The organism is Dictyobacter aurantiacus, assembly GCF_003967515.1.
GTDB classification, from domain to species: domain Bacteria; phylum Chloroflexota; class Ktedonobacteria; order Ktedonobacterales; family Ktedonobacteraceae; genus Dictyobacter; species Dictyobacter aurantiacus.
The window spans coordinates 1842918-1867973 of the sequence record NZ_BIFQ01000002.1 but is presented as its reverse complement, the minus strand read 5'-3'; the positions used below and the strand labels follow the sequence as shown (position 1 = coordinate 1867973).

The following is a 25056-nucleotide window of genomic DNA, read 5'->3' as shown; positions in this document are numbered from 1 at the left end:
AACATAAAAAAGGTAATATATCATTGTGCGGAAAAAGCCGCACCTGGCCTGTAGCGAAAAAAGAGGGAGAGACTGTGCAAACTATTGCCATCATCGATTCGCATACCGCGGGCGAACCAACACGGGTCGTGCTTGATGGAGGGCCGGACCTTGGTTCGGGTAGCATTGCCGAGCGCCTGAACGTTTTCCGTGAGCAGTTTGATTGGTTCCGTTCCGCTGTCGTCAACGAGCCGCGCGGCTCAGATGCCATGGTGGGGGCGCTCCTCTGTGAGGCAACAAGTGCCGAGTGCGCGGCCGGCGTTATTTTCTTTAACAACGTCTCCTATTTAGGCATGTGCGGGCATGGAACGATGGGACTGGTAACGACGCTGGCGCATCTGGGGCGCATCGGCGTGGGCAAACACCTTATCGAGACGCCCGTGGGCATCGTGACGGCCGAACTACTGGCAGATGGCCGTGTGACCGTGCATAATGTGCCCGCATATCGCTATGCCAGCAATGTATGCGTTGAGGTCGAGGGATATGGTCCGATCACAGGCGATATCGCCTGGGGTGGCAACTGGTTTTTCCTGGTGGAGCATCATGGTCAGGATCTTCAGTTTGCACGTGTAGAGGCGCTCACCGACTTCACCTGGCGCATCCGCGCAGCGCTTGAACGCACGGGAATAACCGGGGCCAATGGGGCACTGATCGATCATATCGAGCTCTTTGTGCCCGGCAGCAACGGCGCGCGAACCAGAAACTTTGTGCTCTGCCCCGGGAAGGCCTACGATCGTTCCCCCTGCGGCACCGGCACCAGCGCAAAGGTCGCATGCCTGGCGGCGGACGGCAAACTCCAGGAAGGGGAAGTATGGATACAGGAGGGCATTCTCAAGACCCGCTTTGAGGCCTCCTACAGCTATAAAGATGGTCAGCTCTGGCCCACCATTACAGGTTCTGCGTTCATCACCTTAGAGGGTAGCCTCATCCTCGATGACCACGATCCTTTCCAGCGGGGCATTCGTGATGTCTAAAGCATTTGACGTGATCATTGTCGGCGCCGGCATTGTCGGCGCCGCCTGCGCCTATGAACTGGCTACGGCGGGTATCTCCGTGGGCATCATCGAGCGGGACGCCATAGGCAGTGGCGCGACGGCGGCCGGCATGGGCCACATTGTCGTGATGGATGACAGCCTGGCGCAACTGCGCCTGACGCGCTACTCACAGCTGCTCTGGGATGCGCTCGTACAGGAGGCTCCCGCGGACCACGAGTATATGCGCTGCGGCACGATCTGGGTTGCAGCCGACGAAGATGAGTTGGAGGCCGTATCCGCCAAACATGCCCTCTTCCGTGCCAATGGGATTCCGAGCGAGGTACTCGATGCTTCGCAGTTGTACACGCACGAGCCACACCTGCATCCCGCTCTATCCGGCGGTCTGCTCGTACCCGGGGATGGCGTGGTCTATCCACCTCGCAGCGCGGCCGCGCTGATCAGGGCCGCTGAGCAGTTCAAAACCAGCGTGCTGCATGGCACGGTCACACGCCTGGTAGAAGGCGGAGTCGAGATGGCGGATGGACAGGTTGTCAGGGGCGGCATCGTCGTGATTGCCACCGGCGCGTGCGCTACCGATCTGCTCCCCGAACTGCCCATTCGCCCGAAGAAAGGACACCTGGTGATTACCGACCGCTATCCGGATTTTGTGCGTCACCAGCTGGTTGAGATGGGGTACATCAAAAATGCGCATGCTACCAGCGGCGATTCAGTGGCCTTCAATGTGCAGCCGCGTGGCACCGGACAGGTTCTGATCGGCTCCTCCCGCCAGTTTGATGCCCCTGGCAATGAGATCGACTATACCATCCTTTCCCGTATGCTCGCCTGCGCCCAGGCTTACCTGCCAGACCTGGGCCAGCTCAACGGTGTACGCTGCTGGACCGGGCAGCGCGCCGCCACGCCCGATGGACTCCCTTTGATTGGTCCCCATCCTGAACGGGCTGGCCTCTGGCTGGCAACCGGCCATGAGGGTCTGGGCATCACTACGGCCCCGGCCACCGCGCGCCTGCTCGCCGATCAACTGCTCGGCCGGAGCCCGGCGCTGCCCATCGAACCCTATCTGCCACAACGCACCTTCCTGGAGGAGCAGCATGTCTGACATACACCTCACCGTCAATGGACATGAAGTCCTTGTTCCCGCTGGCAGCATGGTCGTGGCGGCGATCGCACGAGCCGGCGTCAACACCTATCGCCGCTCCGTACGCGGTGACGCACGTGCTCCGCTCTGCGGCATGGGCATCTGCTTCGAGTGCCGCGTGACCATCAACGGCCGGGCCCACCGCCTGAGCTGTCAGATACCCTGCGAAGATGGGATGGAGGTGGTAACAACATGAGAGGGCTAAGCTTTGACATTGTCATCGTGGGCGCGGGACCGGCTGGCCTGGCTGCTGCGGCAAGCGCGGCGCGCAGCGGGGCCAGCATTGGGCTGCTCGATGATAACCCGCGGATAGGGGGCCAGATCTGGCGCGGCGGCATCGAGCAGGTCCCCACGCTCCAGGCCAGGCGCTGGATGGCGCGCGCCACGACCGATACCATCACCGCGCTCCAGCGCGCCAGGGTACTCGCGCCGCTCTCAACTGATACGCTGCTGGTCGAGCTACCAGATGGGGCCGTAAAGCTCCATTTCAAGCGCCTGATTCTGGCGACCGGGGCACGTGAGCGCTTCCTTCCCTTCCCCGGCTGGACTCTGCCGGGGGTGATGGGCGCCGGAGGACTTCAGGCACTGGTCAAGGGTGGGCTGCCCATCGAGGGCCAACGTGTGGTCGTGGCGGGCAGTGGGCCGCTGTTGCTCGCCGTCGCCAGTTCTCTCACACAGAAAGGGGCGCGTGTCCAATATATCGCCGAACAGACCACCTGGACAAAGCTCGCAGCCTTTGGTCTGCGCCTGCCCGGCTATCCCAAACAGCTCAGGCAGGCCAGCGCACTGGGTTGGGGCCTGCGCGGCGTGCCGCTTCACGCGGATGCCTGGGTGACAGGCGCTCATGGTACAGAACGACTGGAAACCGTCACTATTCAAAGCAGGCAGGGCCAAACAGAGATTGCCTGTGACTATCTTGCCTGCGGCTTTGGCCTGTGGCCCAATACCGAACTGGCCACAGCCCTGGGATGTGAGATCCTTGACCACGCGGTGCGGGTAGACCCATGGCAGCACACGAGCCGCCAGGATATCTATTGCGCGGGCGAGGCAACCGGCATCGGAGGGCTGGATCTGGCGCTGTTGGAAGGACAGATCGCCGGCTTCGCGGCCAGCGGACAGGGAGAGGCAGCCCGTGCCTGTCTACCAGAACGTGAGCGAACCCAATCGTTCACCAGGCACCTGGAGCACACCTTCAGCCTGCGACCGGAGCTTAAAAAGCTTTCCTCCGCCGATACCATCATCTGTCGCTGCGAAGATGTCACCTATCAAGAAGTGCAGAGGCATCCTGGCTGGCGCAGCGCCAAACTGCAGACGCGCTGCGGCATGGGCCCCTGCCAGGGACGTATCTGTGGCGCCGCAACCGCATTCCTCTTTGGCTGGACCCAGGATTCCGTGCGTCCGCCCGTGACCGTCGGACGCGTGTCCAGCCTGATACATACACAGGAAGATGCGCATTCTCATCAACCAGAGGAGGATACACAATGACCATCAATTGGAGCGGGGTTATCCCTGCCATTACAACCAGCTTCAATCAGGATTACAGCATTGACTTTGCATTTTTCGGCGAGCATTGCCGCTGGCTGGCCGATGCAGGCTGTCTCGGCCTGGTGCCGTGCGGCTCACTCGGTGAGAGCGCAACGCTGAGCACCGAAGAAAAGATCGCGCTCATTGAAACGGCCCTGCATGCCGTAGGCGAACGCGTGCCCATCATTCCCGGCATCGCCTCCCTCTCCACGGCGGAGGCGGTATGGCTCGCGCAAGCCGCCGAATCCGCTGGATGTCACGGTCTGATGGTCCTGCCACCTTATGTGTATTCCACCGACTGGCGCGAAATGAAGGCACACGTAGAGGTGGTGATGCGCGCTACTAACCTGCCCATCTTGCTGTACAACAATCCACCCGCCTACAAAACGGATTTTCTGCCCGAGCAGATAGCTGAGCTCGCGCAAGAGCACACCAACCTGGTCGCGATCAAAGAATCCAGCAGCGATGTGCGCCGTGTCACCGCGATTCGCGCCCTCCTTGGCGAGCGTTTAGAGATCCTGGTCGGCGTAGACGATGAGATTGTAGAGGGCATACAGGCTGGCGCGGCCGGCTGGATCGCCGGCCTGGTCAATGCCTTCCCACGCGAATCGATTGCGCTCTTTCAACTGGCAAAGCAGGTACGCGCCGGCCAGGGTGATCACGCCCAACTCGATGCGCTCTATTCCTGGTTTCTCCCTCTCTTGAGAATGGACACGGTACCAAAATTTGTACAGCTCATCAAGCTAGCTCAGCAGATGGTCGGCATGGGAAACGCCCGTGTGCGTGCACCTCGCCTCGAACTCCACGGGGCCGAGTTAGAAAACGCCCACGAGATAATCCGGTATGCGCTTGAACATCGGCCAGGGCTTGATATCGCATAGCGATAGCTGGTGAAGCGCATGAGACCCGACATCATGGTAAACGCGCTTCACCATTGCAGTAATGAATGGCTGGGGGGCACATCTATCACCGTTCAAACGCATGCGTTGATGATTCGAGCATCAAAACGTCGGCAATAAAAAGACTCAGCATATGGTTTTCCATCAGCATCACGGGGATAAACTTCAAAGACAAAATCCTCCCAGTGCCATTCATGTAATGAAATAACATCCAGGTGCTGAGGCTGCCTACTACTGATCCTCAATGGGCTAAAATTCATGCCATAAAAACGCATGTGAAAAACCCGCGTTAACTCTTCAATTCTCCCGTTCTCATAAAACCACGCGTCCAGAACCGGCTCCACTTCGAAAATATCATAAGAATACTGCTCATGTATTTCTATTCTCAAAAGAAAAGGAAACAGCTCCGGTTTGAGCGATTTATACTCCTCAACGGCTTTCACATATGGATTCATTGTATCTCCTATTTCTATTCTTCGACTCTTTTAAGACGATCAGACAATCCTTCGAGACAATTTACCATAGATGTTCTCGGCGTCCATAGATATACTCTGCTTATACTTGCAATTCGCAAGTGGTCTATCCTCTTAGTCAGTTCTATCACATACTTCAAAATACAGAGGAAAGAAAGGATCAGGGAGCTTATGAACATCATGGGCAAAACAATTTTGATCACAGGCACCAATCGCGGCCTTGGGAAGGCGCTAGTTGAGGAAGCCTTGAGGAGAGGTGCCAGGCAAGTGTATGCCGGTACGCGTGTCCCAATACAACATTCAGATACGCGCGTCACGCCTTTGACCCTGGATATAACAAACGCAGCTCAGATTCAGGAAGTTGCTGAGCAGGTCACATCTCTTGATATCCTCATCAACAATGCCAGTATATCGCTTTCTGAGAACTTGAGCGATCGGGCTGCGCTTGAAGAGCATCTCGCTGTCATCTTCTTCGGCACCTACGATATGACCCAGGCTTTCCTACCGCTCCTCACTCGTTCGCGGGGAGCCATTGTCAATATTCTATCCGTGGCAGCCCTGGCCGCCTTACCAGTCATGCCGTCCTACTCACTCGCCAAGGCAGCTACGTTCAACCTGACGCAATCACTACGCGCGTTGTTAGCTGGACAGGGCGTAAACGTCCATGCCGTCCTACCCGGGCCGATAGATACCGAGATGTCACAATCTCTGGACATACCAAAGGCTTCTCCAGAGTCAGTCGCTCGCGCTATCTTCGACGGCGTGGAGAAGGGAACGGAAGAAATCTTCCCCGATTCCATGTCTGAGTCCCTGGCGGAGAGTTGGCGCAGCGGTGCGGTCAAGGAACTTGAGCGCCAGAATGCGACCTTCGTAGTCGCAGAGGGGAGCCAGGCGGCCGGGTGAAGGCGACGAACGCCTTCATTGGGCCGATCTGACACACCTGGGCTTTCCTCACATGATGTGTAACAAATAAAGCCGGTATAAAGCGGGGAGGGGCGGCGATCCCCTCCTGCCGGGTTTTGGGCGAGCATGCTAGGGGCATGATCACGTTCCCAAAATCCCCTCCTCTCCTGCGGCGGGGATACAAAAGGGTATGTTATACCCGGTTGAAAAATAAAAGATCATAGAGGGCGATAATCGCCCTGTTTCCATAGTATAGTCAGGGGAGAAAGCTCATTTGAGGGCTGAGCAAGAACAGCAGGAGAATATCATGGAGACAATACCATCTCTCAAAACGAGTACAGAGGCGCGAGCCGCATACATGGACACGGAAGTCATTCCACAAAAGCCTGTCCCCCTCTGGCGAAATCATGACTATCTTTTGCTCTGGCTCGGCCAGGCTGTCTCCTCACTCGGTACGCGTTTCACACAGTTCGCGTTTCCGCTGCTCATTGTGGGGCTGACGCATTCCATCGCTGCCGCCGGGCTGGCGTATAGCCTGCAACAGCTTCCCTACGTCCTCCTGAGCCTACCCGCCGGGGTGCTGGTAGACCGCTGGCCACGCAAACGCCTGATGCTTCTCTGTTCGTTCTGCTTGATGGGGACCGTGGCAAGTATTCCCCTGGTGCTGTTCCTGGCCAGCGATCAACTGCGGCTGCCTCTCCTTTACACCATAGCCGTTGGCCTGGGAGTCATTTCAGTTTTCTATGAGTTGGCCGAATTGGCAGCACTGGCATGGGTCGTGCCAAAGAACCATCTCACCACAGCGATAGCACAGAACGAGTTTGTCTATGGCTCCAGCGCACTGCTCGGACCCGCGCTAGGCAGCTTGCTCTTCAGCATCGCACGGCTGCTCCCATTCGTCACAGACGCGCTTTCATATCTGATTTTGCTGTGCTCACTGCTCTCCATCCGCTCGCCCATGCAAGACGAACGGAGGGCGGAGCGTCGTCACATGCTGGTAGAAGTGCGCGAGGGGCTCAGCTGGCTATGGTCGCAGCAGGTGACGCGCTCGGTTGTCCTGATTGCCAGCTATCTCTCCTTCACCATAACAGCCAGCGTGCTTATCGTGCTGGCCATTGTGCAACAGCAGCATATCCCGTCCGTGTTCTATGGACTGATCGTCGCGGCTGGCGGTGTCGGGAACCTGCTCGGCGTGGTGCTCTGCCCGCCCTTTCGGCGGCGAGTACGCTTTGGCAGAGCGTTGGGCTGTGTCCTGCTCGTGTTTGTATTGCTCTGGCCTCTCTATGGCTTCATCACGACCCCCCTCCTGCTGGGAGCTATCTTCACGGGCATCGCTATCGCCGACTCGATCGGTGCTATCCTCATGAGCAGTTATCGCCTGGCTGTCGTGCCAGATGCCCTGCAAGGTCGCGTAGGTGGCGTCTATCGCTTGATCCTGTTCAGCATCCTTACTATTGGTCCTGCCGCACTCGGACTGAGCCTGGAGCATCTGGGCATTTTGGCCACTGTGGGGATCATGTGGAGTGGCCTGATTCTGATCACGGGGGGTCTGTTTGTGAATCGGCACATGCGACAAGCAACGTTACCATATATGTAAATCCCAACATTCTATGGTTGATGATCAGATGTCCCCAAGTCTTCACCATACAAACGTCACAGTAACAGACGACGCGTGGAGTCAGCGAGCACCAGAAAAACTCGCTGTGCCTGTACATGTTTCTTCCCCAACGCTACAAAAATGAGGAACGTCCAACGTTCATTCTTGCAAAGAGCAAACTCCCATTCAAAGCCTGCTTGCTCTTTGCAAGAATGTGTTAGCGAGGATACAATCCGCCGTCGATGACAATAGTCTGAGACGTGATAAACGCATTTCCAATGAGCAAAAGAACGGCATCAGCAACCTCTTCTGGACGACCAAGACGCCCAACGGGAACACGTGCGGCAAGTTGCTGATGTGCCTTTTCATCTCCTGGTAACGTTCCACCACCCTCAATCAAAGCGGGTGCAAGCACATTGACCGTCACTCCATAGGGAGCAAGAGGGCCTGCCAGGGCATGCATCAAGCCCATCTGACCTGCTTTCGACGCGGCATAATGGGCCGTTCTGTGAAACTTACCCACATATGGACAAGCCATACCTGGCGTTCACTTCCTGCTTCATCCAGGGCAGTTTCACTCGCTCGTGCGAGCGAGCCAGCGCTGCCCTGTCCACAGGCTTCCATTCCGGCAGAACTTGCCGTACTCTGCTGTGTTATCCTGCCGCCTTGAGGGCGAGATTGATCGAGGCATTGCGGTCGCGATCGATCACCGAACCGCACGCTTCACAGTGGAAGAGGCGATCGGACAGCGTGAGATCCTCATCGATCCAACCACACCACGAACACGTTTTGCTCGACGGCTCCCATTGAGAGACCGTGTAGACCAGCGAGCCGGCCTGCTGCGCTTTATACTCCAGTTGCCGGCGAAACTCGGCAAATCCCACATCCGCGATGGCTCGACTCAGGTTGCGATTCTTCACCATGCTGCTCACCTGCAGATCCTCCAGGACGATGCATGTCGGACGCTGCTGATCGGGCTTGGTTTTCGCCACAATCAGTGCGGTCACCTGATGCACCGTGTCCTGGCGCAGGTTGGCAATATGGGCATGCAACCGGGCCAGTTTGCGCGCCGCTTTCTGCCGATTTTTGCTGCCCAGCTGTTTGCGCGCATGCTGACGGCTGAGCCGTCGCAGTTGCTTGAGATGCGATCCCAGCGCTTTCGGGTTGCCAAACACCCGACCATCCGAGAGCGTCGCCAGCGCTTTGATCCCTAAATCGATGCCGATGGTCTCTCCCAGGGCGATCGCGGCCTCAGCGTGTTCCTCCTCCACCTGCAGTGAAACATACCAGCGCCCGGCTCGTTCTGAGACGGTCGCTGAGAGGATATGCACACCAGTGGTGGGAAGATAGCCACGTTCTTTCAGACGCAGCTTGCCTAAACGTGGCAATTGCACCCAATCTTCTCCCACATGGATGGCGCCAGTCAGGCGGAAACTGCCAATCCCACGCTTTTTCGACTTGAAGCGCGGATACCCCAGCTTGCCACGCCACCTCCCCTGCTGCTTCTTGGCACAGCGTTTCCAGAAGTGTTTGAAGGCGTGTTCCAGATCGCGCAGGCTCTCTTGTGGGGCGGCCTTGCTGACCTCGTACATCCAGGAAAGCTCGCCTTGTTTGAGGGCATTGAGCTCTTTATGCAAGCTCATGGCTGTGGGCGCTTTGCGCCCGGCGGCACGCTCCTCTTGATAGCGGCGCAAGCCCCAATTGTAGGCGTAGCGGGAGGTGCCTGCATGTTTGAGGCAGGCGGTCCGTTGTGCATTGTTGAGCTTGAGCTCGGTTTTATAGCCGCGCACGATGAGCGTCATGCCTCCTCCTCTTCCTCCATCTGCTTCTCAATACAGGCTTTGATCTGTGCGGCCCGGCGTGTACTGTTGCGCCGACCATAGATGCGGGCAGCCATGCTGCTGATCACGCTCACGAAATCGTCGACCAGATCATCAGTGGTCTCGCTGGGAAAAATGACTTCGACCTGTCGGCCTTCATTGGCCAGCAACTGTTCAATATAGTGAAAGCCACAGCGGGTCAGACGATCACGGTGCTCCACGACGATCGTGCCGATACTGCGATCTTGCAGCAATTTGCTCAACTTCGGGCGTTGATCGTTGAGTCCAGAGGCGATCTCAGTCACTTCTTTGGCGACCTGATAGCCACGGGCGAGCGCATAGGTGCGTAAGCGCTCCATCTGACGCGCCAGATCGTCTTTCTGGTCAGCCGAGGACACCCGTGCGTACAAAGCAATCCGCCCGGTTGAAGCACTGATGGCGGGTTGATCGCGCACAATGACGGTTCCGGTGGCGGTTTGATAGGCATCGAGTTGCCCGGCTTTATACCATCGCCAGGCCGTTTTGTAGGAGATGCCCTGCTGTTTGGCGTACTGACTCAATTTCATGGCTATATTTTATCATATATTGTCCCTACCTGTCAATATAATAAGAAACTAATTATGACCTTACATTGGCTTTCGTTCTCGCCATGAAAACAAACATGGCATCTTGCATACTGGAACGATGGGCGGACTCGTACGCCGTGGCCTCTAAGGAATCAGAACCTTCTCCGGGGTCGCGTAGTATGCTCAGGCTCAACGACAAAGATAACGTGTTCGTCTCCCGGTTGATGCCACGGGTAGGTGTCCCGCCCGAGATACCGTTTCGTCATACCATTGAGAAAGGAAAAATCAGGATCTTCCTCAATACGAATTACCCTTCCGCGTATCTCAAGATGGCGGTAGGGGTTATTCGGATCAACAATGCACAGCGCGATGCGGGGATCACGCTGGAGATTCCGAAACTTCTGGCGGGTTTTGGTTTGACTGAAACGGATGTAGTTTCCATCCCAGTCGAACCAGACCGGGGTGTTATGTGGCTCTCCTTTCACCCCAACGGTGGCAACATGGGCCAGGGTGGTTGTGTGCAGCAGATCAGCATATTCCTGTGGAATATCTACCATCAGCGTATGTTTCCTTTCATCACATGGTTACTCATTAAAAAACGACCATTGAACACACATCGTTTTCTGAACGTCGGCCTTACGCCCGTTGGTTCAGGACACCAGGAAAACTATACGGACAAACTACCCTTAAGGGGGGCTTTAGGGCTCTACTGATGGGCCACTTTATACGAACGGGGTGTTAAACCCCTGTGTTTCAACCCTGATTCTTACCCACATCTTTTTGATCAGGCTTGAAAAGCCAATCGCCAGAGATGGGCTTGTGAAACAGTCAACAGTGGCAAGAAACCTTGATGGCCGTTTCACAGATTCCATTTGTAAAATGTAGGTAAGAATCAGGCCTTTTAAGCGGGGGAGGATGTCAAGAGAAGATTTCCTATCTGCATGAGACAGGAAATCTCTGGTCCGCCTGCACATCAAGCAGTTTCAATCAGGCCCCTGGCAGCTTTTCGTCTCAATGGGATCAGTAAATTTACGGCACAAGCGCAATCCCGGATGCCGAAATGACGAAGATCTTTCCGGCACTCTCGCTCGGATCGCTGACAAGCTCGACAACAGCACTGGCGACATCCTCTGTTGTTGGCCTGGCTGGCCGAGTTTTGATAAAATCGGCAGGTGAAAGACCAAGAGAGGAAGCGTACGCCTGGGCAGCCACTTTTCCCAACTCCGTTTCGGGGATGATGCGTCCTGGAACAAGCGCGAGAAATCGCAAACCGCGTTGCAAACGAGCGGATTCCTTCTGGGCATAATCTGCCAGGAACATTTGCGTGCGCTTCGCACCAGCGTAGCCACCTGAAAGCGGCGATCCACCAAGAGCCGCGCCACTGGACATGAGCAGAATAGTCGTCCCCACGGGAAGCGGTGCGGTCAATGCTGCCTGCGAGAAAAGCAACGATATCCTGACATCGCTGTTCCAGTTGGTCGAGAACTGCTCCCAGCTCTGTTCCACCAGTGGTGCCATATGTGGTATAGCGCCCGCACAGACGACCAGAATATCTGGCAACAGCACCTCAAATACTTTCGCGGGGGCGCCTTCGCTTGTAGCATCAAGCGCGAGTACTTGCACCCCTGGGAATTCAGCGGCGAGCTGCCTGAGCGGCTGTTCCTGTCGCGCAATCGCAAGCACCCGCGCCCCCTCTGCCTGAGCCGCAGCGACGATGTCCCGCCCCAGCCCTCTACTGCCTCCAATAATGACTACATTTTTGCCGCGCAAACGCTGTGTCGTGATCGATTCGTTCATATGTCCTTCTCCTTGCTCGGCGAGTTGGCATGTCACGTGAACCGCTCACACGCATTCCACACGACATGTTGATTTTACTATGCTTGAACTATTCCCCATGCTATTCCGCAGTGGCCAACTCACCACGAAAATCGGCAGCATGGCGACGTGCAAACTCAGCGAAGGTGGTGGGGTGAATATCTAACGCAATGTGCGTCTCGGGATGCACGACAGCTTCGCCGTTAGCCTCCTTCCGACGCTCATCTGCCTGCACATCGAGCGCATCTACGAGATAGGCAGGAAAACCTGCCGCGAGTAGGGCTCCATTTCTATCTTCTGGAGAGATGCTGACATAGCGCACGCTCGATCCTGTGGCAAGTGAGATCTGTTCGGCAATCTCTGCCATACTCAATGCTTCTGGCCCCGACATCATATAGGTCTTGCCCTCATGACCTGTTGTGGTCAGCAGTGCAAAGGCGGCTTTGGCGATGTCCTCCAGATCCACGGGAGTCAGCTTTGTGTCCTCTAAGGGAAGGAAAAACGCACCTGCGCTGACGATGGTGGGGGCTTCCCGTAGATACTCCGTCATGAATTGGCTGGGACGCAAGTGGGTCCAGGCCAGCCCGGAGTGTTCAAGATACTGCTCGATTTCTGCGTGCATGCGCGAGAAGAGAAAGGGCGAATCCAGTGCCGTCGTCGAACCAGAAAACTTGACGATGTGGCGCACGCCCGCGGCTTTGGCGGCATCGATGAAGGTACATTGCGTCTCCACCATCTGCAGATTGGGAGAAGAGATCAGCAAAACGCGCTCTACCCCCGAGAGTGCGTTTGTGAGCGTCTCGGGGCGCTGCATGTCACCCTCCACGATTTCTACGGTGGGAAATGCCTCTAATACCCGGGCCTTTGCGCGACTCCTGACGAGCGCTTTCACGGGATGCCCCTGGCGAGCGAACTCACGGATCATAGCAGAACCGGCCAGGCCATTCGCACCTGTGATAAGGATCATGATACCCTCCTGCGCCAACGGGGTTCGCCTGGTCCAGAGAGGGGAAGTATCGCTCGAAAAGCACTCTCATGCGAACCCTGCGACCCGTCTGCGCTCTACTAGTGAATAAGGAACAAAGAAATCGTCGATGGGACGTTTCCTGCAACCCTTTTTCTCAGTCACTGTTTCCTCTGTACTGAGCCGCAGCCTCATAATCAGAATCCCTCGGTGCGACCCGCTCAGGGCGATGTGATCTTCTTACTAAAGAGAGTATACGCTTGAATGCTGAGACAATCTATGCTATATTGTCTTAAATAATTGTCTATTCGTCTCAAAGGAGGAGAAAGTATGGACGTGCTCACGGATGTCCTGAATACACTCGAACTGAAGGGATGGATCTCTGCACGCAGAGTGCTTGTTCCTCCCTGGCGTTATGCTTTTGCCGCCAGTCAAGATATGATCTTTCATCTCCTTGGCAGCTTTGGTGGAGGCTACCTCACGCTCGCGGGAGATCCAACACCTCTGCGGGTCGAGGATGGAGCAGTCCTGCTCTTTCCCTTTGGGCATGCCCACTCTATCGGCGACCAGCTCACCTCACCCCTCATTCAGGTACTGCATGTGAACTATGACGCGCAGAAGCACTATCAGGGTTTCCCCGAGACAGCTGAGGAAGCAAAGAGAGCGGTGCTCTGCGGAGCGTTCCATGTGGAGCATCCTGGCGCATTCCCCTTGCTGCACAGCTTGCCAAAGGTCATTCACATTCCCGCAGAACAGGGCCGCACGGATCAGGGCTTTCGTGAGATTGTTCAACTCATCGCGCGTGAAGCAGCCGCTCCTCGGCTGGGGACCGAAGTGATGCTCAGGCGCTTCACCGAACTGCTTTTCATTCACATCATCAGGGTCTGGGTGGAGCAGCAGGCGGGGCCTGCTACTGGCTGGTTGGCGGCGCTGCGTGATCCATCCATCAGCAAAGCGCTCGGCTTGCTTCATCAATCGCCAGAACGGGGATGGAAGGTGGAGGAGCTGGCAGCAGCCGTGGGTCTTTCACGCGCAGTCTTCTCTGCTCGCTTTACCCGGCTGGTGGGTGAGCCTCCTATCAAGTATCTGACCCGTTGGCGTATGCACAGGGCGACCCGTTTACTCCAAAACAACATCGAGGTAGAAAAGATCGCAGAACTTCTGGGCTACGAGTCAGAAGTGGCCTTTCACAAAGCCTTCAAACGAGAGGTCGGCATGCCCCCGGTCAGGTATCGCAAGCTTGGGAAACCAGTCTCCACGACGCAATAGAGAGCGTCAATCACTCTCTTGAGGAGATTGTGCATGCTGAGAAGCAACTTCAACAGGCAATAGTGAACAACGATGTGCCAGCCCTGGAACGAATAATACATGATGATCTGGTGTTTATTGATGTTGAGGGAAATGTACAGGGAAAACCTCTTGAGGCTTTCTGCCGCTATCTGTGTTGTAAACTGTATGGCTGTTGTAACCAGTTAGTTTGCTCCACGTGAACGATGAAGATAAAGAAAACTTGCTGCATAATCAATCTCACAACGAAATTGACTGAGCACATCGCCGGCAAGGGCACCAATGACAGGTTCGCTCGTCATCTGAGAAAGCGCTTGTTCAAAAACGCCTGCTGGCCGAGAGACAATGGAGAGATCATCAATGTGATAGGGACCCCAGGTCAAGTGTGAAATATAGGCCGTTTGTTCGTCCTTTATTTCTTGCATTTCGTCCAGAAATGTTGAGCTGGCCTCAACTTTTAGCACACTCGGATTCTGGCTCACCCAGGCATCTATCACTGTTTGAGATACCATCGTCTTGCTGGCTCCTGTATCGAGAAGCATACCATAGATGTCACGGCCAATCTGAACTTCTACACGTGGAAAGTGGCTGGTTGCTTGAATACCCACAGGCAAACAAACACCAGCTGAACGGGGGGCATGATCTGGCGATATGAGCGTAAATTGCTGCTGAGGATAATCAAAAATAAGGTAAAATTTACTGAGAAGCGGGGCACCACAAAAAACTTCGATCCCCTCTTCTCCCTGTATCGTCTGCTGGCCTAAAGCAACAAATGTTGGTACCCGCGTTAAATCCAGCTGTATTTCATCAATAGAGAGTGCTGGCAATCTGGCTGGAACAAGCTCCACATCATGGCGCTTATACACCACACCTAACTCTTGCGCCAGGTGTTCCGTAATAATCACGGCACCGCCGCCGGTATCAAGCCAGCAGCGAGCTTTCCGAGGCTGACAATCATCGGTCCTAAAGGACACGTCAATAAATGGGCGATTTTTCATGATATACAATGGAACCGTAACAGCAGTTTTTCCCACGATTATTCTCCTTGACCACCGATAGTGTTATATGTGCGATACATCCCGTTAAAATTGGCCTCGAAGTACTCAAGGAAATCGCTCATCCAGTACAAAACATACTGCATAGCTTCATCTTCAACGGTATCTGGTGCATCGCGACAGCCATTATGAAAAGTATCCAGAATTGAAGGTCGTTGTTGTGGTTGCTTCCCTCTATGTAGAGCGTGCATAGCAGCGACCATCACCATAAGGTCGCTGTCTGGAATCATACAAAGAGAAAGAGTAGGAATGCCAGCCTTTTCAAAGGAGCGGTCATCACTGGCTGGTAACGTGGGAAGTATATAGCATGGCAACGCATTCTTTTGCAACGTGTGCCGCAAGGGCTGAGCAAATGGTGTTGTTCTAGCGTATCGATCAGAAGCACAGAGTAATGTATTGCCAACGCCACAGATATCCAGATTTATCATGGCCGCAATGCTGGCCGCTGTACATCGCTCTATATAGGCCAGTCTGCCTAGATGACCACATTCTTCCAGATCGAAAAAAACGATATCAAGAGGAATGGAAGGAGGATGATGAATATAGCTTTTGAGCAACATCAGCAACACACATACAGCCGCTGCGTTATCATTTGCGCCAGTGCTGGCGCACACGCTATCATAATGCCACTCAGTACCTGCTTGTGCAAGGTGAAGATGGTTTCCTGCGTGATCGGCTCCTGTCTGCCAGCAACCAGCGACACGACATACTCATAGGCGCGGGCATGATTCTCCGTCTCTTTATACTCTCAGAGCGAATGATCACCAACGGTCGGCGGTTGAAGCACTCAAAAAGCGGGGCGAGGCTGTTCCTGAAGAGTATCTTCCTCATATTGCTCCGCTTGGGGGGGGGAGCATATTAACCTGATTGGGCAATACAGCTTTACGCATCAGTCTGCCCGCTCTCTGGATAACCTTCGCCCATTGCGTCTTCCTGAGCAAGAGGAGCAAGAGACGCATAAACTCACACAAACAAAGAAGGTTGACACTTCCAATGTGGAAGGAAAGTTGAGTGGTTTGCTCCTATCTCCATACAGCCTCCAGTTCATTCATCAGAATCACGAACGATGCCAAAGCCGATGAATGAACTGGAGGACGTCTGCAAAAGTGCCAGAAAACGTTCGTTTCTTGTGACAGCAAAGACGTCTTTCTGCTCCATCAAGACCTCTTTGTGCTCTTGGCACCAAAGAGGAGAAGTGCCACGATCTGCTCGGGGAGCTGGTCATCGAGCGGTTGATCCGTTGCATTCGCTCGAACGAGGATTGGTCCAATCGCAGCTTCCACCAGAAAGTGTGCATTCACCTCCTCGGGAAGTTCACCACGATCTTTGGCTCGTTGAATGATCGCTTCGGCCCTGCCGAAGCGATCTCTCCAATAGGCCCGGCGCACCTCTTCTAGCTCTGGTTGCGGATAATGGCCCACGACAATCTGGTCAATCACTTTTCCTACGGGGGTTTGGATGCGTGTGATAATCCCACGGAGCAATTCCAGCAAATCGGTTTGCAGGGTTCCAGTATCTGGTGTGGGCGTCTCGGTGGCGCCGTAGTCTTGTAGCGCCTCTGCCACGATGGCTGCTTTGGTTCCCCACCGACGAAACAACGAGACTTCATTGACCCCGGCGACAGAAGCAATCTCTTTCGTTGTCATCGCCTCATAGCCTCGTTGACTCAACAGCTCAAGCGTGGCAGCAAGCACAGCCTTTCGCACGTATGCACTCCTCCCCCCAGGACGGACCTTGGACTGAAGAGAGGGGTACCCTGCTCTGGTAGGTGTTTCGTCTCCTGTTTTCTTCATGTTCAGAGTATACCAACTGTCTTCACAAAAAGCAAGTGACACTTGCTTTTCTGCGGGGGATCTGCTATACTTCGAAATGTAAGCGTCACTTGCTTTAGGAAAGAGACAAAGGAAACACATGAAGATAATAACCCTTGAAGAGCACTTCCAGTTTGCTGAGATCACTGAGGCGATTGCCCGGTTTTTGCCTCGTTCTCAGGAGCGTTTCTATGATTCGCCCACCGCACAACTCGAAGATCTGGGAGTTCGTCGCCTGCACGCTATGGATGCCATGGGCATCGATGTCCAGGTTCTTTCGCATACCTCGTCAGGGATACCATCGATTCCGGCAACAGAGGCGGTTTCGCTGGCGCGAGAGATCAACGATCGGCTCGCGACAATCATTCGTGCTCATCCTGACCGCTTTGTGGGCCTTGCGACCCTGCCCACGCCTGATCCAGAAGCCGCCGCTGCCGAATTGGAGCGGTCGGTGAATACTCTGGGTTTCAGGGGCGCGATGATTCATGGACATACCAATGGTCGTTTTCTGGACGATCCCATGTTCCGTCCCATGCTCGCAATGGCAGCCACACTCGATGTTCCCATTTACTTGCATCCTGCCCCCCCGCCCAAAGCCGTAGTGGAAGCCTACTATGCTGGCTTTGAGCCTGCCGTCAGTGGAAGCTTTGCCACCTTTGGGTGGGGATGGCACCTGGATACCGGTATTCATGCGCTGCGCATGGTTCTGGGAGGAGTCTTCGATCTTTATCCTGGTCTGCAAATCATTCTTGGTCACTGGGGAGAAATGATCCCTTTCTATCTGGAGCGCTTTGCCGGGGGATTAGATCCAGTAGCAAAGCACTTGCAGCGGCCTGTCTCTGACTACTTCATCCAGCAGATGCATGTCACCCCCAGCGGAATGTTTACGCTTCCTCCCTTCCTGCTGACGCTGCAAATGCTAGGGGCTGACCGTATTCTGTATTCCGTTGATTATCCCTTCCAGAAGGGGGATCAAGCCAGGGCGTTTCTGGAGCATGCCCCAATCAGTCCTGCTGACAAAGAAAAAATCGCCCATAGCAACGCGGAAAAGCTTCTCAAACTGATCTGAAAGCAGCTTTCGGTGACCACTGACGACTTGACCCACCAGTAGATAGAGGATCGTATAGGTTCTCAGACTTCTCATGAGCAGTTACAATCTCAACGGGAGATCTGTGACGGTTTTCTCTGTACAGGAGATATCAACTCAGGTAAAACCAGACGAAAAGATGCTGATACCTCAACGCTGAAAGGAAAAATGATGCCACCTTCTCCATTCGACAAACATGTTCTTCTCATTGGCGCGTCTCGTGGCCTTGGCTATGCTTTAGCTCAAGAATATCTCAATCGCGGCTGGCACGTTGTTGCTACGGTGCGAGATGTGAACAACACAAAGTTACATGCGCTGATGGATATCTCTGATGGACGGCTTGAAATTGAGACGGTCGACATCACCGTTCCTGAGCAAATTACTAGATTGCACGAGCGTCTCACCTCGAGAAGGTTCGACCTGTTATTCATCAATGCAGGTGTGACCAATCAGCCTGAAGGAACAGTAGGGGAGGTGCCAACAGAAGAATTTGTGCGCGTGATGGTCACAAATGCTCTGAGCCCTCTGCGTGTGATCGAGACCTTGCAAGACCTCGTTCTTCCGACAGGGACCATCGCTGTCATGTCCTCAGGACAGGGGAGTGTTGCCAATAATGTAAACGGAGGACACGAAGTGTACCGAGGGAGCAAAGCGGCGTTGAATACATTCATGCGCAGCTTTGCCGCCCGCCACACTGGTGATCCACGAACGCTTGTGCTCATGGCCCCGGGTTGGGTACGTACCGAGTTGGGTGGCTCCCAGGCACGTTTAAGCATTGAGGAAAGTATCCCCAATGTGGTCAACACCATCGATGCACAGAACGGCAAGCCTGGTCTGCACTATCTCGATTACCTTGGTCGTACTGTGCCCTGGTAAGTGCTGAAAACGCTCAGATGAAGGCAGAGGAAGCAACATGGCATCGAGCTGAGAATGCGCTATCTTCCTCTGCTTTCCTCTTCTGAAAAAGATGGCACATTATCGGATTTGATAAAAAGAGTGTGCAACTGTTTCCAAAAAGCTACCACACCGATGTCTGAGGCTCCAAATTAGCAATCCCCATCCGTCGCTGCCATCTTTTCTGCGACTGCCTCGGCAGAGTTGTGTCGTGCACAAACAGAGCAGGAAGACCGCTAACAGTGATCAATCCACCCCTTGGAAACGGGCCTCTCGGTAGATCCAGCAGTGATCAAAAATGCGTCCGAACAGGGAACGGATCTGATCCGAGAAAACACGATCCATAGGACTGCCATATCCCCCTTGAAGGAGTTGCTGAAGTGAAACAGCAACAGAGGCTTTTTCTGAACGTGGCCTGTGCTGCGTAACCATCTCTTGCAGGTCTTGCAGATAGCTCGCAAAGACTCGAGCCAGCCTGTCTTCGCTTTCCTTATCCAGAAGGGTCACAAGCTGATCAAGGTCTTGGAGGAGTCGTTGCTCGTGTTGCTGATATTCCGCTTGAAGTGACTGATAAGAAGACACCTGATACCCCCATGAAAATGGTAGAAACAAGAAGCTTACAGGAGACGAGCGAGAAAGCCCCGTCCATTCATGGCGGGGATGAATCGCCGTTCCTTGTTTGCGGCTTGGGTGGCATGGGTTGGTACGTTGGATCATCCCATGCCAGATAGGTATCAAGCGCCCTCCGAATAATTTCAGCCATGGGTAAATCTTCCTCTATGCTTCTCTTTTCCAGTTGTTTCTTTTGTCGTTCAGTGATGTAGATATTTGTTCGCTCTTTCCTCATGGGGCCTTCTTTTCTTGTTTGACATGGTACCCTATTAGGGTGTATACTATACCATAACAATACAGAAAGGACAAGGACGCCATGCTGATCCACGAATACAAGCTTGATGGCAATAAGGCACAATGTGCCGCCATTGATGAAGCGATTCGTGTCTGCCAGTTCATTCGTAACACGTGTCTCCGTCTCTGGATGGACGACCACGCCACCAAGAATGACTTGCAGAAGTATTGCGCCGTCCTTGCCAAAGAGTTTCCCTTCGCCAACCCTCTCAATTCTCAGGCTCGTCAAGCGGCTGCCGATCGTGCGTGGAATGCTATTCAACGTTTCTATGACAACTGCAAAGCCAAGAAACCTGGGAAGAAGGGCTATCCCCGTTTCCAGCATGATAATCGCTCCGTTGAATACAAGCAGACTGGATGGAAGTTAGAGCCTGATGGCAGGCATCTTACCTTGATCGATGGGTGTGGCATAGGTCGTCTGCGTTTAGTGGGAACACGTGACATTGAAACGTTCCCCATCAAACAAATCAAGCGGCTGCGTCTGATCCGCAGGGCAGATGGGTACTATGCCCAGTTTGCGGTGCAGGCACATCGGGTCATTGAGCATGAGATGACCGGCGCAACGGTTGGTATCGATGTGGGGCTCAAAGCCTACTACACCGACTCCAATAGCAACACGATAAAGAACCCGCGCCACTATCGCAAGGCAGAAAAACGACTCAAGAAACTGCAACGCCGTTTGTCTCGCACCGCAAAGAAAAGCAACAATCGGAAGAAAGCCCGCCAACGAGTCGCCAAAGCACATTTGAAAGTCCAAAGGCAGCGTGAGGATTTTGCCCGCAAAGAGGCGAACGCGCTCGTCACGTCTCACGACCTGATTGCCTATGAAGACTTGAAGATTGTCAATATGGTGCGCAATCGGCACCTTGCCAAGAGTATCAATGATGCCGGTTGGGGACACTTCCTCCAATGGGTCAACTACTACGGAGCGATGCACGACATTCCAGTTGTGAAGGTGGTACCACACTTCACCAGCCAGAACTGTAGTGGATGCGGCACGCTCGTCAAGAAGAGCCTGAGCGTACGCACACATATCTGCCCTGCCTGTGGATTGGTAATGGATCGGGATCACAATGCCGCTGTGAACATTTTAAACAAGGCTCTCAGTACCGTCGGGCAGACGGGAACTGATGCACCTGTGAGTGCATAAAACGCTTCTGGACATCGGACCCCTACTTCTCAGGAGCAATCCTGTTAAGCACGTTGGATGGATGAAAGAAGAATCCCCCGCATTTATGCGGGTGGAGTGTCAATCGCCTCTCTTAGTGTAGCATTTCTCGCAGTCGCATTCTTTCCACAATAACCGGGATGGTGTCCAAAAGTGACTCAAGCTCACTCGCTTTATAGGTTTTTCGAGCACATTCAGCCTGAGCCAGGGAAACTTCATTTAATATGAATATAACTGGCTCGGCTCTGGTGGCAGTGCCGTCACCAGGACCAGGCTCCGATAGCCTTGACCATCTCGACAAGGGTGGTTCCCGTCGGGGCAGAAACGAAGTAGTACGCTTTCTTCGCTTGCTCATCCAGGCAACGACGGATGAGCAAAAAGTGTCGCCCATCATCTTCCCATCCATGCAGGATGGGAATGACTGCCCAGTCAAACAGGCGCGGTCCTTTTGTGCCATTGCTCATGCTCAGCCGTTGCCAATCCTCGGCAGGAACCAACAGAGCTTCTGCCTCGGCCACGGTCATTCGTTTCCGGCAGGAAGACCAGTGCTCGCCAACGAAGTTCTGGGCGAGCAAAACGCGGGGCGATGCGGGCATGCAGGTATTCGAGTTCCTGTCCCCACTTCCACACTTCAATAAAGGTCGTTTTCTCACCTACCGAGGTGAGGCGTTGAGGCTGCGTCATGTGTTGCTCCTTTCCTCTGTGGCAGACTCTTTCTCAAAGAGTGCCACAGGGGCAGAGCATGCTGTTCTTCGGACGAACCCTTGTCTTCCCCTGCTTTCTCGGGGGTTGCGTTCTTTAGTTGTCTTGTGTATACTCACAGAACAAGACAAAAAGCATTGGTCAATCAGCGAAGGATGGCATCCACTGATGTGTCTCGTGTTTTACCATTAAACCTCTTCCGTTTGTTTTAGGGCTCATCCTCCATCGAGAGCCCCTTTTTTGTATGCACTTCACAAGTTGACTCAAACTGTGAACATGCTTCCCGCTACTCATCCTATGATGAGATCCTTCAACGTGTGCTCAAGTTGGTTCGCTCAACTGTTGAACAGCTCGGAACACAGGTGCCGTATCAAGCAATTTCAGGAAGAGGAAATGGATGAGTTTATCTATTCGACCCGCTTCTCATGATGATATTGAAGAGTTGGTTCAATTATCATTGTTAGCATGGATTCCCGTTTTTCGTTCATTCAAGCAAGTATTAGGTTCCAGAATCTATCCACCCATTTATCCAGATTGGGAAAGGCAGCAGAGAGAAGAGGTGGAACGTGTGTGTAAAAATGATGCTCTCTACTGCGTCTGGATAGCAGAAGAAGAGAACATCATCACTGGTTTTATAGCGTATACGCTCAAGAGCGAAGAGAAAACGGGATATGTTGAATTGCTTGCCGTCCACCCCGATTATCAAAACCAGGGAATAGGGACAGCATTGAACAACTTTGCACTCGACAAGATGAAAACAGGTGGTATGAAGATAGCAAACCTCTGGACAGGTGGAGACCCAGGCCACGCACCTGCTAGAAGATCCTATGAGAAGGCTGGGTATACTGCTTTACCTTTAGTTCGATATTACAAAGACTTGTAGAAATGGGATGGCTACAGGTGTTTTAGTCTTTCTTGACATCCCAAGTTGTCAAGAGAATTACCTGAGAGCGGCAAACATGAGACATCCCGAATTTTAAGGTCGGGTTTGTAAAAAGACACCTCCTGAGCGAGACTGAAGGAAAAACAGACCACCATTCAGTCAATCCAGGAGGTGTTGTTTATGTCATCTCAGTATCTCACACCGCTTGAGGAGCCACAAGTTCCAGCATATCCCCCTGCCGAGATGGCGCAGGGATTGTACACTGCTCTGGCTCACTTTCTGGCTCCCTTGCTCATGCAAGCCGATAGCCGCATGGACAAACGACTGGTGCGCACGATGGTGCAGACCGTGGCGGTGATCTTGACCTTCCGTGATCGCGTCAATGGCTTGCTCCTTTCGGAAATGGGCGGCTATCTCGAGACGCCCGACAAAGCTCCGGCAGGAACCAAACGCCTGTCTCGGCTGCTGCATTGTCGCAAATGGTCGGCTGAACTGATCCGCTCGTATCTGTGGCATCGAGCCAGCCAACGTCTCACAAGGTGGAAACAGATGGGAAGGGATGTGCTGGCGCTGTGGGATGAGAGTGCGTGGGAGAAGCCAGAAACTATCGCCTCGGACGACCTTGCCCCGGTGCGCTCGAGTAAGGGCGCTCGACTCACCCATATCAAGAAAGGTTACTACACCCCGCCCCGTGGCCCCATCTTTGTGCCGGGCCTCCATTGGTTGGCCGTGGTCCTGGTCGGCAGCGAGCAGCAAGACGACCCGCCTGAACTAGCCAGCATGCGGTGGTGGACCAGCCGTGGGGCGCGCGCTTCCTTCAAACGCGATGAACAAGCCAAACTGTTACTGCAAGGCGTTCTGCTCTGGGGACGCGAGGTGATGCATGTCTTTGATCAAGGCTTCGCCAGCAGTTTCTGGCTGGGTCTGTTGCTGGCGTTCTCGTTGCGCTTTGTGCTGCGCTGGAAAAAAGATTACCAGCTCGTGGATGCCCAGGGTCAGCGACGTGCAGCCTGGAAAATCACCCGCGGCAAACGAGGATGGCAAGAACGCTGGGTGTGGGATTGCCGTCGTCACCAGTGGGTCATGGGCAGTGTTCTCGCTTGTGCGGTGAGGCATCCCGACCATCCTGAGCAGCCGTTGTGGTTGGTCGTGGCCCGGCGCAAAGGTGGCTTGCCCTGGTATCTGCTCACCGCCGAGTCCATCACCACCGCGGAAGATGCCTGGCGGATTATGTTTGCCTATGCGCGTCGCTGGCAGATCGAACTGACCTGGAAAGAAAACAAGAGCGAATTGGGCTTCCAAAGCCCGCGGCTCTGGGAGTGGGAGACGCGAGAAAAACTGCTGCTGTTGGCGGCGCTGGCCTACGCCTTTCTGCTGAGCCTGCTGGCGCCGTTTTACGAACTCTTACGCCGCTGGCTGTTGCGGCACTACTGTCATCGCACAGGCCGTCATGCCCGGCAAGCACACCAGCCGTTTGCACGGCTGCGCCTGGCCTTGAGTCGGTTGTGGCAACGGATCCCTGCGCGCTGGGAGGAGGTAGCTGGCCGGCCCCGGCCCCAGCCTCGCGTCCAGATCATTATGCTCTGAGGCGGTGTGGAGGTTCCCCACGTGACGAGAGACGCTCTGGTCGGCATCGGCTGACCATGTGGGCGTGTGTCCGGTGTTCATCGGGTACAACACGTCTTGCCAACAGAGGATGCGAATGCGTGCGAAAAGAGCATACCCCTAGGCCCTGTGGAAGCCGCTGGGATGCTGTGGGAGTGGAAAGTCGGTTGACCAGCTCCTTTCTCTTTTTCCGTTTTTTGGCACAGTGGTGCTTTTCAGCGAGCCAAACGGGGAAAGCACGTTGTTCTGCAAGAGAAGAGAAGCGAGCAGTTCTCCTTCAAAAATGGAGAACTGCTCGCTTCTTTCACAAGTTCATCCCTAAAATTTGGGATGTCTCATGTTTTGCCGCCCTCTTGAGGCGTGCCATTTTTGGCACTTTTCTGATCATTAGTGCTGAGTTAACAAGTGCGGCTGTAGTGCAGTAGTCGATCAGGGTCAGTGCCTGCCCGAAATTATCCCAGTGCAGTTGATCCGGAAACCAGGTGATCGGGAAAGTATCCAGATCCGCTGGCGATTTAAACGCGGTCAGGATCAGCCAGAGAAAGGGCGCGATAAAGATCAGGGCAAAGACAATCAGCAGGATGAGCACCAGTATATTGCCAGCTATCCTGCGACCCAACAGCGCCCGGCGCCTGATGGTCCCGGTTGAGAGGGGCATTACCTATGGCGGTCGCTGCAAGGGCACCACCAGCTATGGAACGATTAAGCTTCCAACCAACCTGGTAGTGGGAGATGCCATCCTGGCCCCGCAATACTCGACACTCAACAATACCGCCGCAATCGTCCAGCCTGATGGACGCACGGTAGAGCAGGTACAGCCGCTGGCCCGCCGCTAGTCCTGATAGGGCCACTGCCGATCCTAATTATGGCTACTGCATTCAGGATCCCTGTAAGAGCAATCCCGACACCAGCTTTCGCCAGGGCAAAT

General features: G+C 54.4%; 29 protein-coding genes. 15 read left to right on the top strand and 14 right to left on the bottom strand.

Annotated elements, in window-relative coordinates:
- Positions 1–74: 74 nt before the first annotated feature.
- The 5 genes from KTT_RS32335 to KTT_RS32315 are packed head-to-tail and all read left to right on the top strand — an operon-like array spanning position 75 to position 4574.
- Positions 75–1013 (top strand): proline racemase family protein, encoded by a 939-nt coding sequence (locus KTT_RS32335; RefSeq protein WP_126601790.1) that lies wholly within the window; start codon positions 75–77, stop codon positions 1011–1013.
- Positions 1006–2130 (top strand): NAD(P)/FAD-dependent oxidoreductase, encoded by a 1125-nt coding sequence (locus KTT_RS32330; RefSeq protein WP_126601788.1) that lies wholly within the window; start codon positions 1006–1008, stop codon positions 2128–2130. Before KTT_RS32335 ends, KTT_RS32330 begins: the two co-directional genes overlap by 8 nt.
- Positions 2123–2365: a (2Fe-2S)-binding protein gene (locus KTT_RS32325; protein ID WP_126601786.1), complete on the top strand. Its 243-nt coding sequence runs from the start codon at positions 2123–2125 to the stop codon at positions 2363–2365. Before KTT_RS32330 ends, KTT_RS32325 begins: the two co-directional genes overlap by 8 nt.
- The gene (locus tag KTT_RS32320) at positions 2362–3654 is read left to right on the top strand and encodes an FAD/NAD(P)-dependent oxidoreductase (RefSeq protein ID WP_126601784.1); all 1293 of its coding nucleotides are present in this window, start codon (positions 2362–2364) and stop codon (positions 3652–3654) included. Before KTT_RS32325 ends, KTT_RS32320 begins: the two co-directional genes overlap by 4 nt.
- Positions 3651–4574 (top strand): dihydrodipicolinate synthase family protein, encoded by a 924-nt coding sequence (locus tag KTT_RS32315; RefSeq protein ID WP_126601782.1) that lies wholly within the window; start codon positions 3651–3653, stop codon positions 4572–4574. The genes KTT_RS32320 and KTT_RS32315 overlap by 4 nt, the downstream gene beginning before the upstream one ends.
- 92 nt (positions 4575–4666) lie before the next feature.
- Here KTT_RS32315 and KTT_RS32310 read toward each other — a convergent pair whose 3' ends face one another.
- A complete protein-coding gene (locus KTT_RS32310; RefSeq protein WP_126601779.1) occupies positions 4667–5047 on the bottom strand; it encodes a hypothetical protein in 381 nt (126 codons plus the stop codon).
- Positions 5048–5236: 189 nt separating this feature from the next.
- Here KTT_RS32310 and KTT_RS32305 point away from each other — a divergent pair, with 189 nt between their 5' ends.
- Together KTT_RS32305 and KTT_RS32300 are read left to right on the top strand one after the other, a co-directional pair.
- Entirely contained in the window at positions 5237–5968 is a 732-nt protein-coding gene (locus KTT_RS32305) for an SDR family NAD(P)-dependent oxidoreductase (RefSeq protein ID WP_126601777.1), read from the top strand.
- Between the two features lie 307 nt (positions 5969–6275).
- The gene (locus KTT_RS32300; RefSeq protein WP_235845937.1) at positions 6276–7565 is read left to right on the top strand and encodes an MFS transporter; all 1290 of its coding nucleotides are present in this window, start codon (positions 6276–6278) and stop codon (positions 7563–7565) included.
- A 217-nt stretch (positions 7566–7782) separates the two neighbouring features.
- Here KTT_RS32300 and KTT_RS32295 read toward each other — a convergent pair whose 3' ends face one another.
- The 6 genes from KTT_RS32295 to KTT_RS32270 all read right to left on the bottom strand — a co-directional run bounded on the left by KTT_RS32295 (position 7783) and on the right by KTT_RS32270 (position 12733).
- Positions 7783–8103 carry an SDR family oxidoreductase gene (locus tag KTT_RS32295; RefSeq protein ID WP_126601775.1) on the bottom strand — a complete coding sequence of 107 codons (321 nt, stop codon included), beginning with the start codon at positions 8101–8103 and terminating at the stop codon, positions 7783–7785.
- A gap of 115 nt (positions 8104–8218) precedes the next feature.
- Complete coding sequence (locus tag KTT_RS32290; protein WP_126601773.1) at positions 8219–9367, bottom strand: RNA-guided endonuclease InsQ/TnpB family protein; 1149 nt, start codon at positions 9365–9367, stop codon at positions 8219–8221.
- Positions 9364–9951: an IS607 family transposase gene (locus KTT_RS32285; RefSeq protein WP_126601771.1), complete on the bottom strand. Its 588-nt coding sequence runs from the start codon at positions 9949–9951 to the stop codon at positions 9364–9366. Before KTT_RS32285 ends, KTT_RS32290 begins: the two co-directional genes overlap by 4 nt.
- A 152-nt stretch (positions 9952–10103) precedes the next feature.
- A complete protein-coding gene (locus KTT_RS32280) occupies positions 10104–10508 on the bottom strand; it encodes a PPOX class F420-dependent oxidoreductase (protein ID WP_126601769.1) in 405 nt (134 codons plus the stop codon).
- A 472-nt stretch (positions 10509–10980) separates the two neighbouring features.
- On the bottom strand, positions 10981–11748 hold the full coding sequence (locus KTT_RS32275; RefSeq protein WP_126601767.1) for an SDR family NAD(P)-dependent oxidoreductase: 768 nt from the start codon (positions 11746–11748) through the stop codon (positions 10981–10983).
- Positions 11749–11848: 100 nt separating this feature from the next.
- Complete coding sequence (locus tag KTT_RS32270) at positions 11849–12733, bottom strand: SDR family oxidoreductase (protein ID WP_126601765.1); 885 nt, start codon at positions 12731–12733, stop codon at positions 11849–11851.
- Between the two features lie 327 nt (positions 12734–13060).
- Between KTT_RS32270 and KTT_RS32265 the strand changes: the two genes are divergently transcribed.
- Both KTT_RS32265 and KTT_RS37850 read left to right on the top strand, forming a co-directional pair.
- The gene (locus KTT_RS32265) at positions 13061–13999 is read left to right on the top strand and encodes an AraC family transcriptional regulator (RefSeq protein ID WP_126601763.1); all 939 of its coding nucleotides are present in this window, start codon (positions 13061–13063) and stop codon (positions 13997–13999) included.
- 29 nt (positions 14000–14028) lie between these two features.
- Positions 14029–14220, top strand: a complete 192-nt coding sequence (locus tag KTT_RS37850) for a nuclear transport factor 2 family protein (RefSeq protein WP_371864928.1) — start codon at positions 14029–14031, stop codon at positions 14218–14220.
- Here the strand turns inward: KTT_RS37850 and KTT_RS32260 are convergent.
- The 3 genes from KTT_RS32260 to KTT_RS32250 form a co-directional block, all read right to left on the bottom strand.
- A complete protein-coding gene (locus KTT_RS32260) occupies positions 14203–15051 on the bottom strand; it encodes a hypothetical protein (protein ID WP_126601761.1) in 849 nt (282 codons plus the stop codon). The genes KTT_RS37850 and KTT_RS32260 overlap by 18 nt on opposite strands.
- Positions 15052–15053: 2 nt before the next feature.
- Positions 15054–15686 carry a M28 family peptidase gene (locus KTT_RS32255; RefSeq protein WP_126601759.1) on the bottom strand — a complete coding sequence of 211 codons (633 nt, stop codon included), beginning with the start codon at positions 15684–15686 and terminating at the stop codon, positions 15054–15056.
- A 543-nt stretch (positions 15687–16229) separates the two neighbouring features.
- A complete protein-coding gene (locus tag KTT_RS32250) occupies positions 16230–16778 on the bottom strand; it encodes a TetR/AcrR family transcriptional regulator (RefSeq protein WP_160146290.1) in 549 nt (182 codons plus the stop codon).
- A 205-nt stretch (positions 16779–16983) separates the two neighbouring features.
- On the opposite strand from KTT_RS32250, the gene KTT_RS32245 reads away from it, so the two are divergent.
- Together KTT_RS32245 and KTT_RS32240 are read left to right on the top strand one after the other, a co-directional pair.
- On the top strand, positions 16984–17952 hold the full coding sequence (locus KTT_RS32245) for an amidohydrolase family protein (RefSeq protein ID WP_218031063.1): 969 nt from the start codon (positions 16984–16986) through the stop codon (positions 17950–17952).
- A 189-nt stretch (positions 17953–18141) separates the two neighbouring features.
- Positions 18142–18846 carry an SDR family NAD(P)-dependent oxidoreductase gene (locus tag KTT_RS32240; RefSeq protein ID WP_126603308.1) on the top strand — a complete coding sequence of 235 codons (705 nt, stop codon included), beginning with the start codon at positions 18142–18144 and terminating at the stop codon, positions 18844–18846.
- A gap of 264 nt (positions 18847–19110) precedes the next feature.
- On the opposite strand, the gene KTT_RS32235 is transcribed toward KTT_RS32240, so the two are convergent.
- Together KTT_RS32235 and KTT_RS32230 are read right to left on the bottom strand one after the other, a co-directional pair.
- Positions 19111–19446: a hypothetical protein gene (locus KTT_RS32235; protein ID WP_126601757.1), complete on the bottom strand. Its 336-nt coding sequence runs from the start codon at positions 19444–19446 to the stop codon at positions 19111–19113.
- 67 nt (positions 19447–19513) lie between these two features.
- Positions 19514–19711 carry a ribbon-helix-helix domain-containing protein gene (locus KTT_RS32230; RefSeq protein WP_126601568.1) on the bottom strand — a complete coding sequence of 66 codons (198 nt, stop codon included), beginning with the start codon at positions 19709–19711 and terminating at the stop codon, positions 19514–19516.
- Positions 19712–19792: 81 nt separating this feature from the next.
- Between KTT_RS32230 and KTT_RS32225 the strand changes: the two genes are divergently transcribed.
- Complete coding sequence (locus tag KTT_RS32225) at positions 19793–20920, top strand: RNA-guided endonuclease InsQ/TnpB family protein (protein ID WP_126601756.1); 1128 nt, start codon at positions 19793–19795, stop codon at positions 20918–20920.
- Between the two features lie 278 nt (positions 20921–21198).
- Here KTT_RS32225 and KTT_RS32220 read toward each other — a convergent pair whose 3' ends face one another.
- Positions 21199–21534 (bottom strand): hypothetical protein, encoded by a 336-nt coding sequence (locus tag KTT_RS32220; RefSeq protein ID WP_174844816.1) that lies wholly within the window; start codon positions 21532–21534, stop codon positions 21199–21201.
- A gap of 503 nt (positions 21535–22037) precedes the next feature.
- Here KTT_RS32220 and KTT_RS32215 point away from each other — a divergent pair.
- Positions 22038–22523, top strand: a complete 486-nt coding sequence (locus KTT_RS32215; protein WP_126601755.1) for a GNAT family N-acetyltransferase — start codon at positions 22038–22040, stop codon at positions 22521–22523.
- 180 nt (positions 22524–22703) lie between these two features.
- On the top strand, positions 22704–24110 hold the full coding sequence (locus tag KTT_RS32210) for a transposase (protein WP_126594639.1): 1407 nt from the start codon (positions 22704–22706) through the stop codon (positions 24108–24110).
- A 322-nt stretch (positions 24111–24432) separates the two neighbouring features.
- Here KTT_RS32210 and KTT_RS32205 read toward each other — a convergent pair whose 3' ends face one another.
- Positions 24433–24717: an ABC transporter permease family protein gene (locus KTT_RS32205; protein WP_126601754.1), complete on the bottom strand. Its 285-nt coding sequence runs from the start codon at positions 24715–24717 to the stop codon at positions 24433–24435.
- Between KTT_RS32205 and KTT_RS32200 the strand changes: the two genes are divergently transcribed.
- The gene (locus KTT_RS32200) at positions 24710–24964 is read left to right on the top strand and encodes a hypothetical protein (protein WP_126601753.1); all 255 of its coding nucleotides are present in this window, start codon (positions 24710–24712) and stop codon (positions 24962–24964) included. The two genes, KTT_RS32205 and KTT_RS32200, sit on opposite strands and share 8 nt — an antisense overlap.
- The last annotated feature ends 92 nt before the right edge of the window (positions 24965–25056 follow it).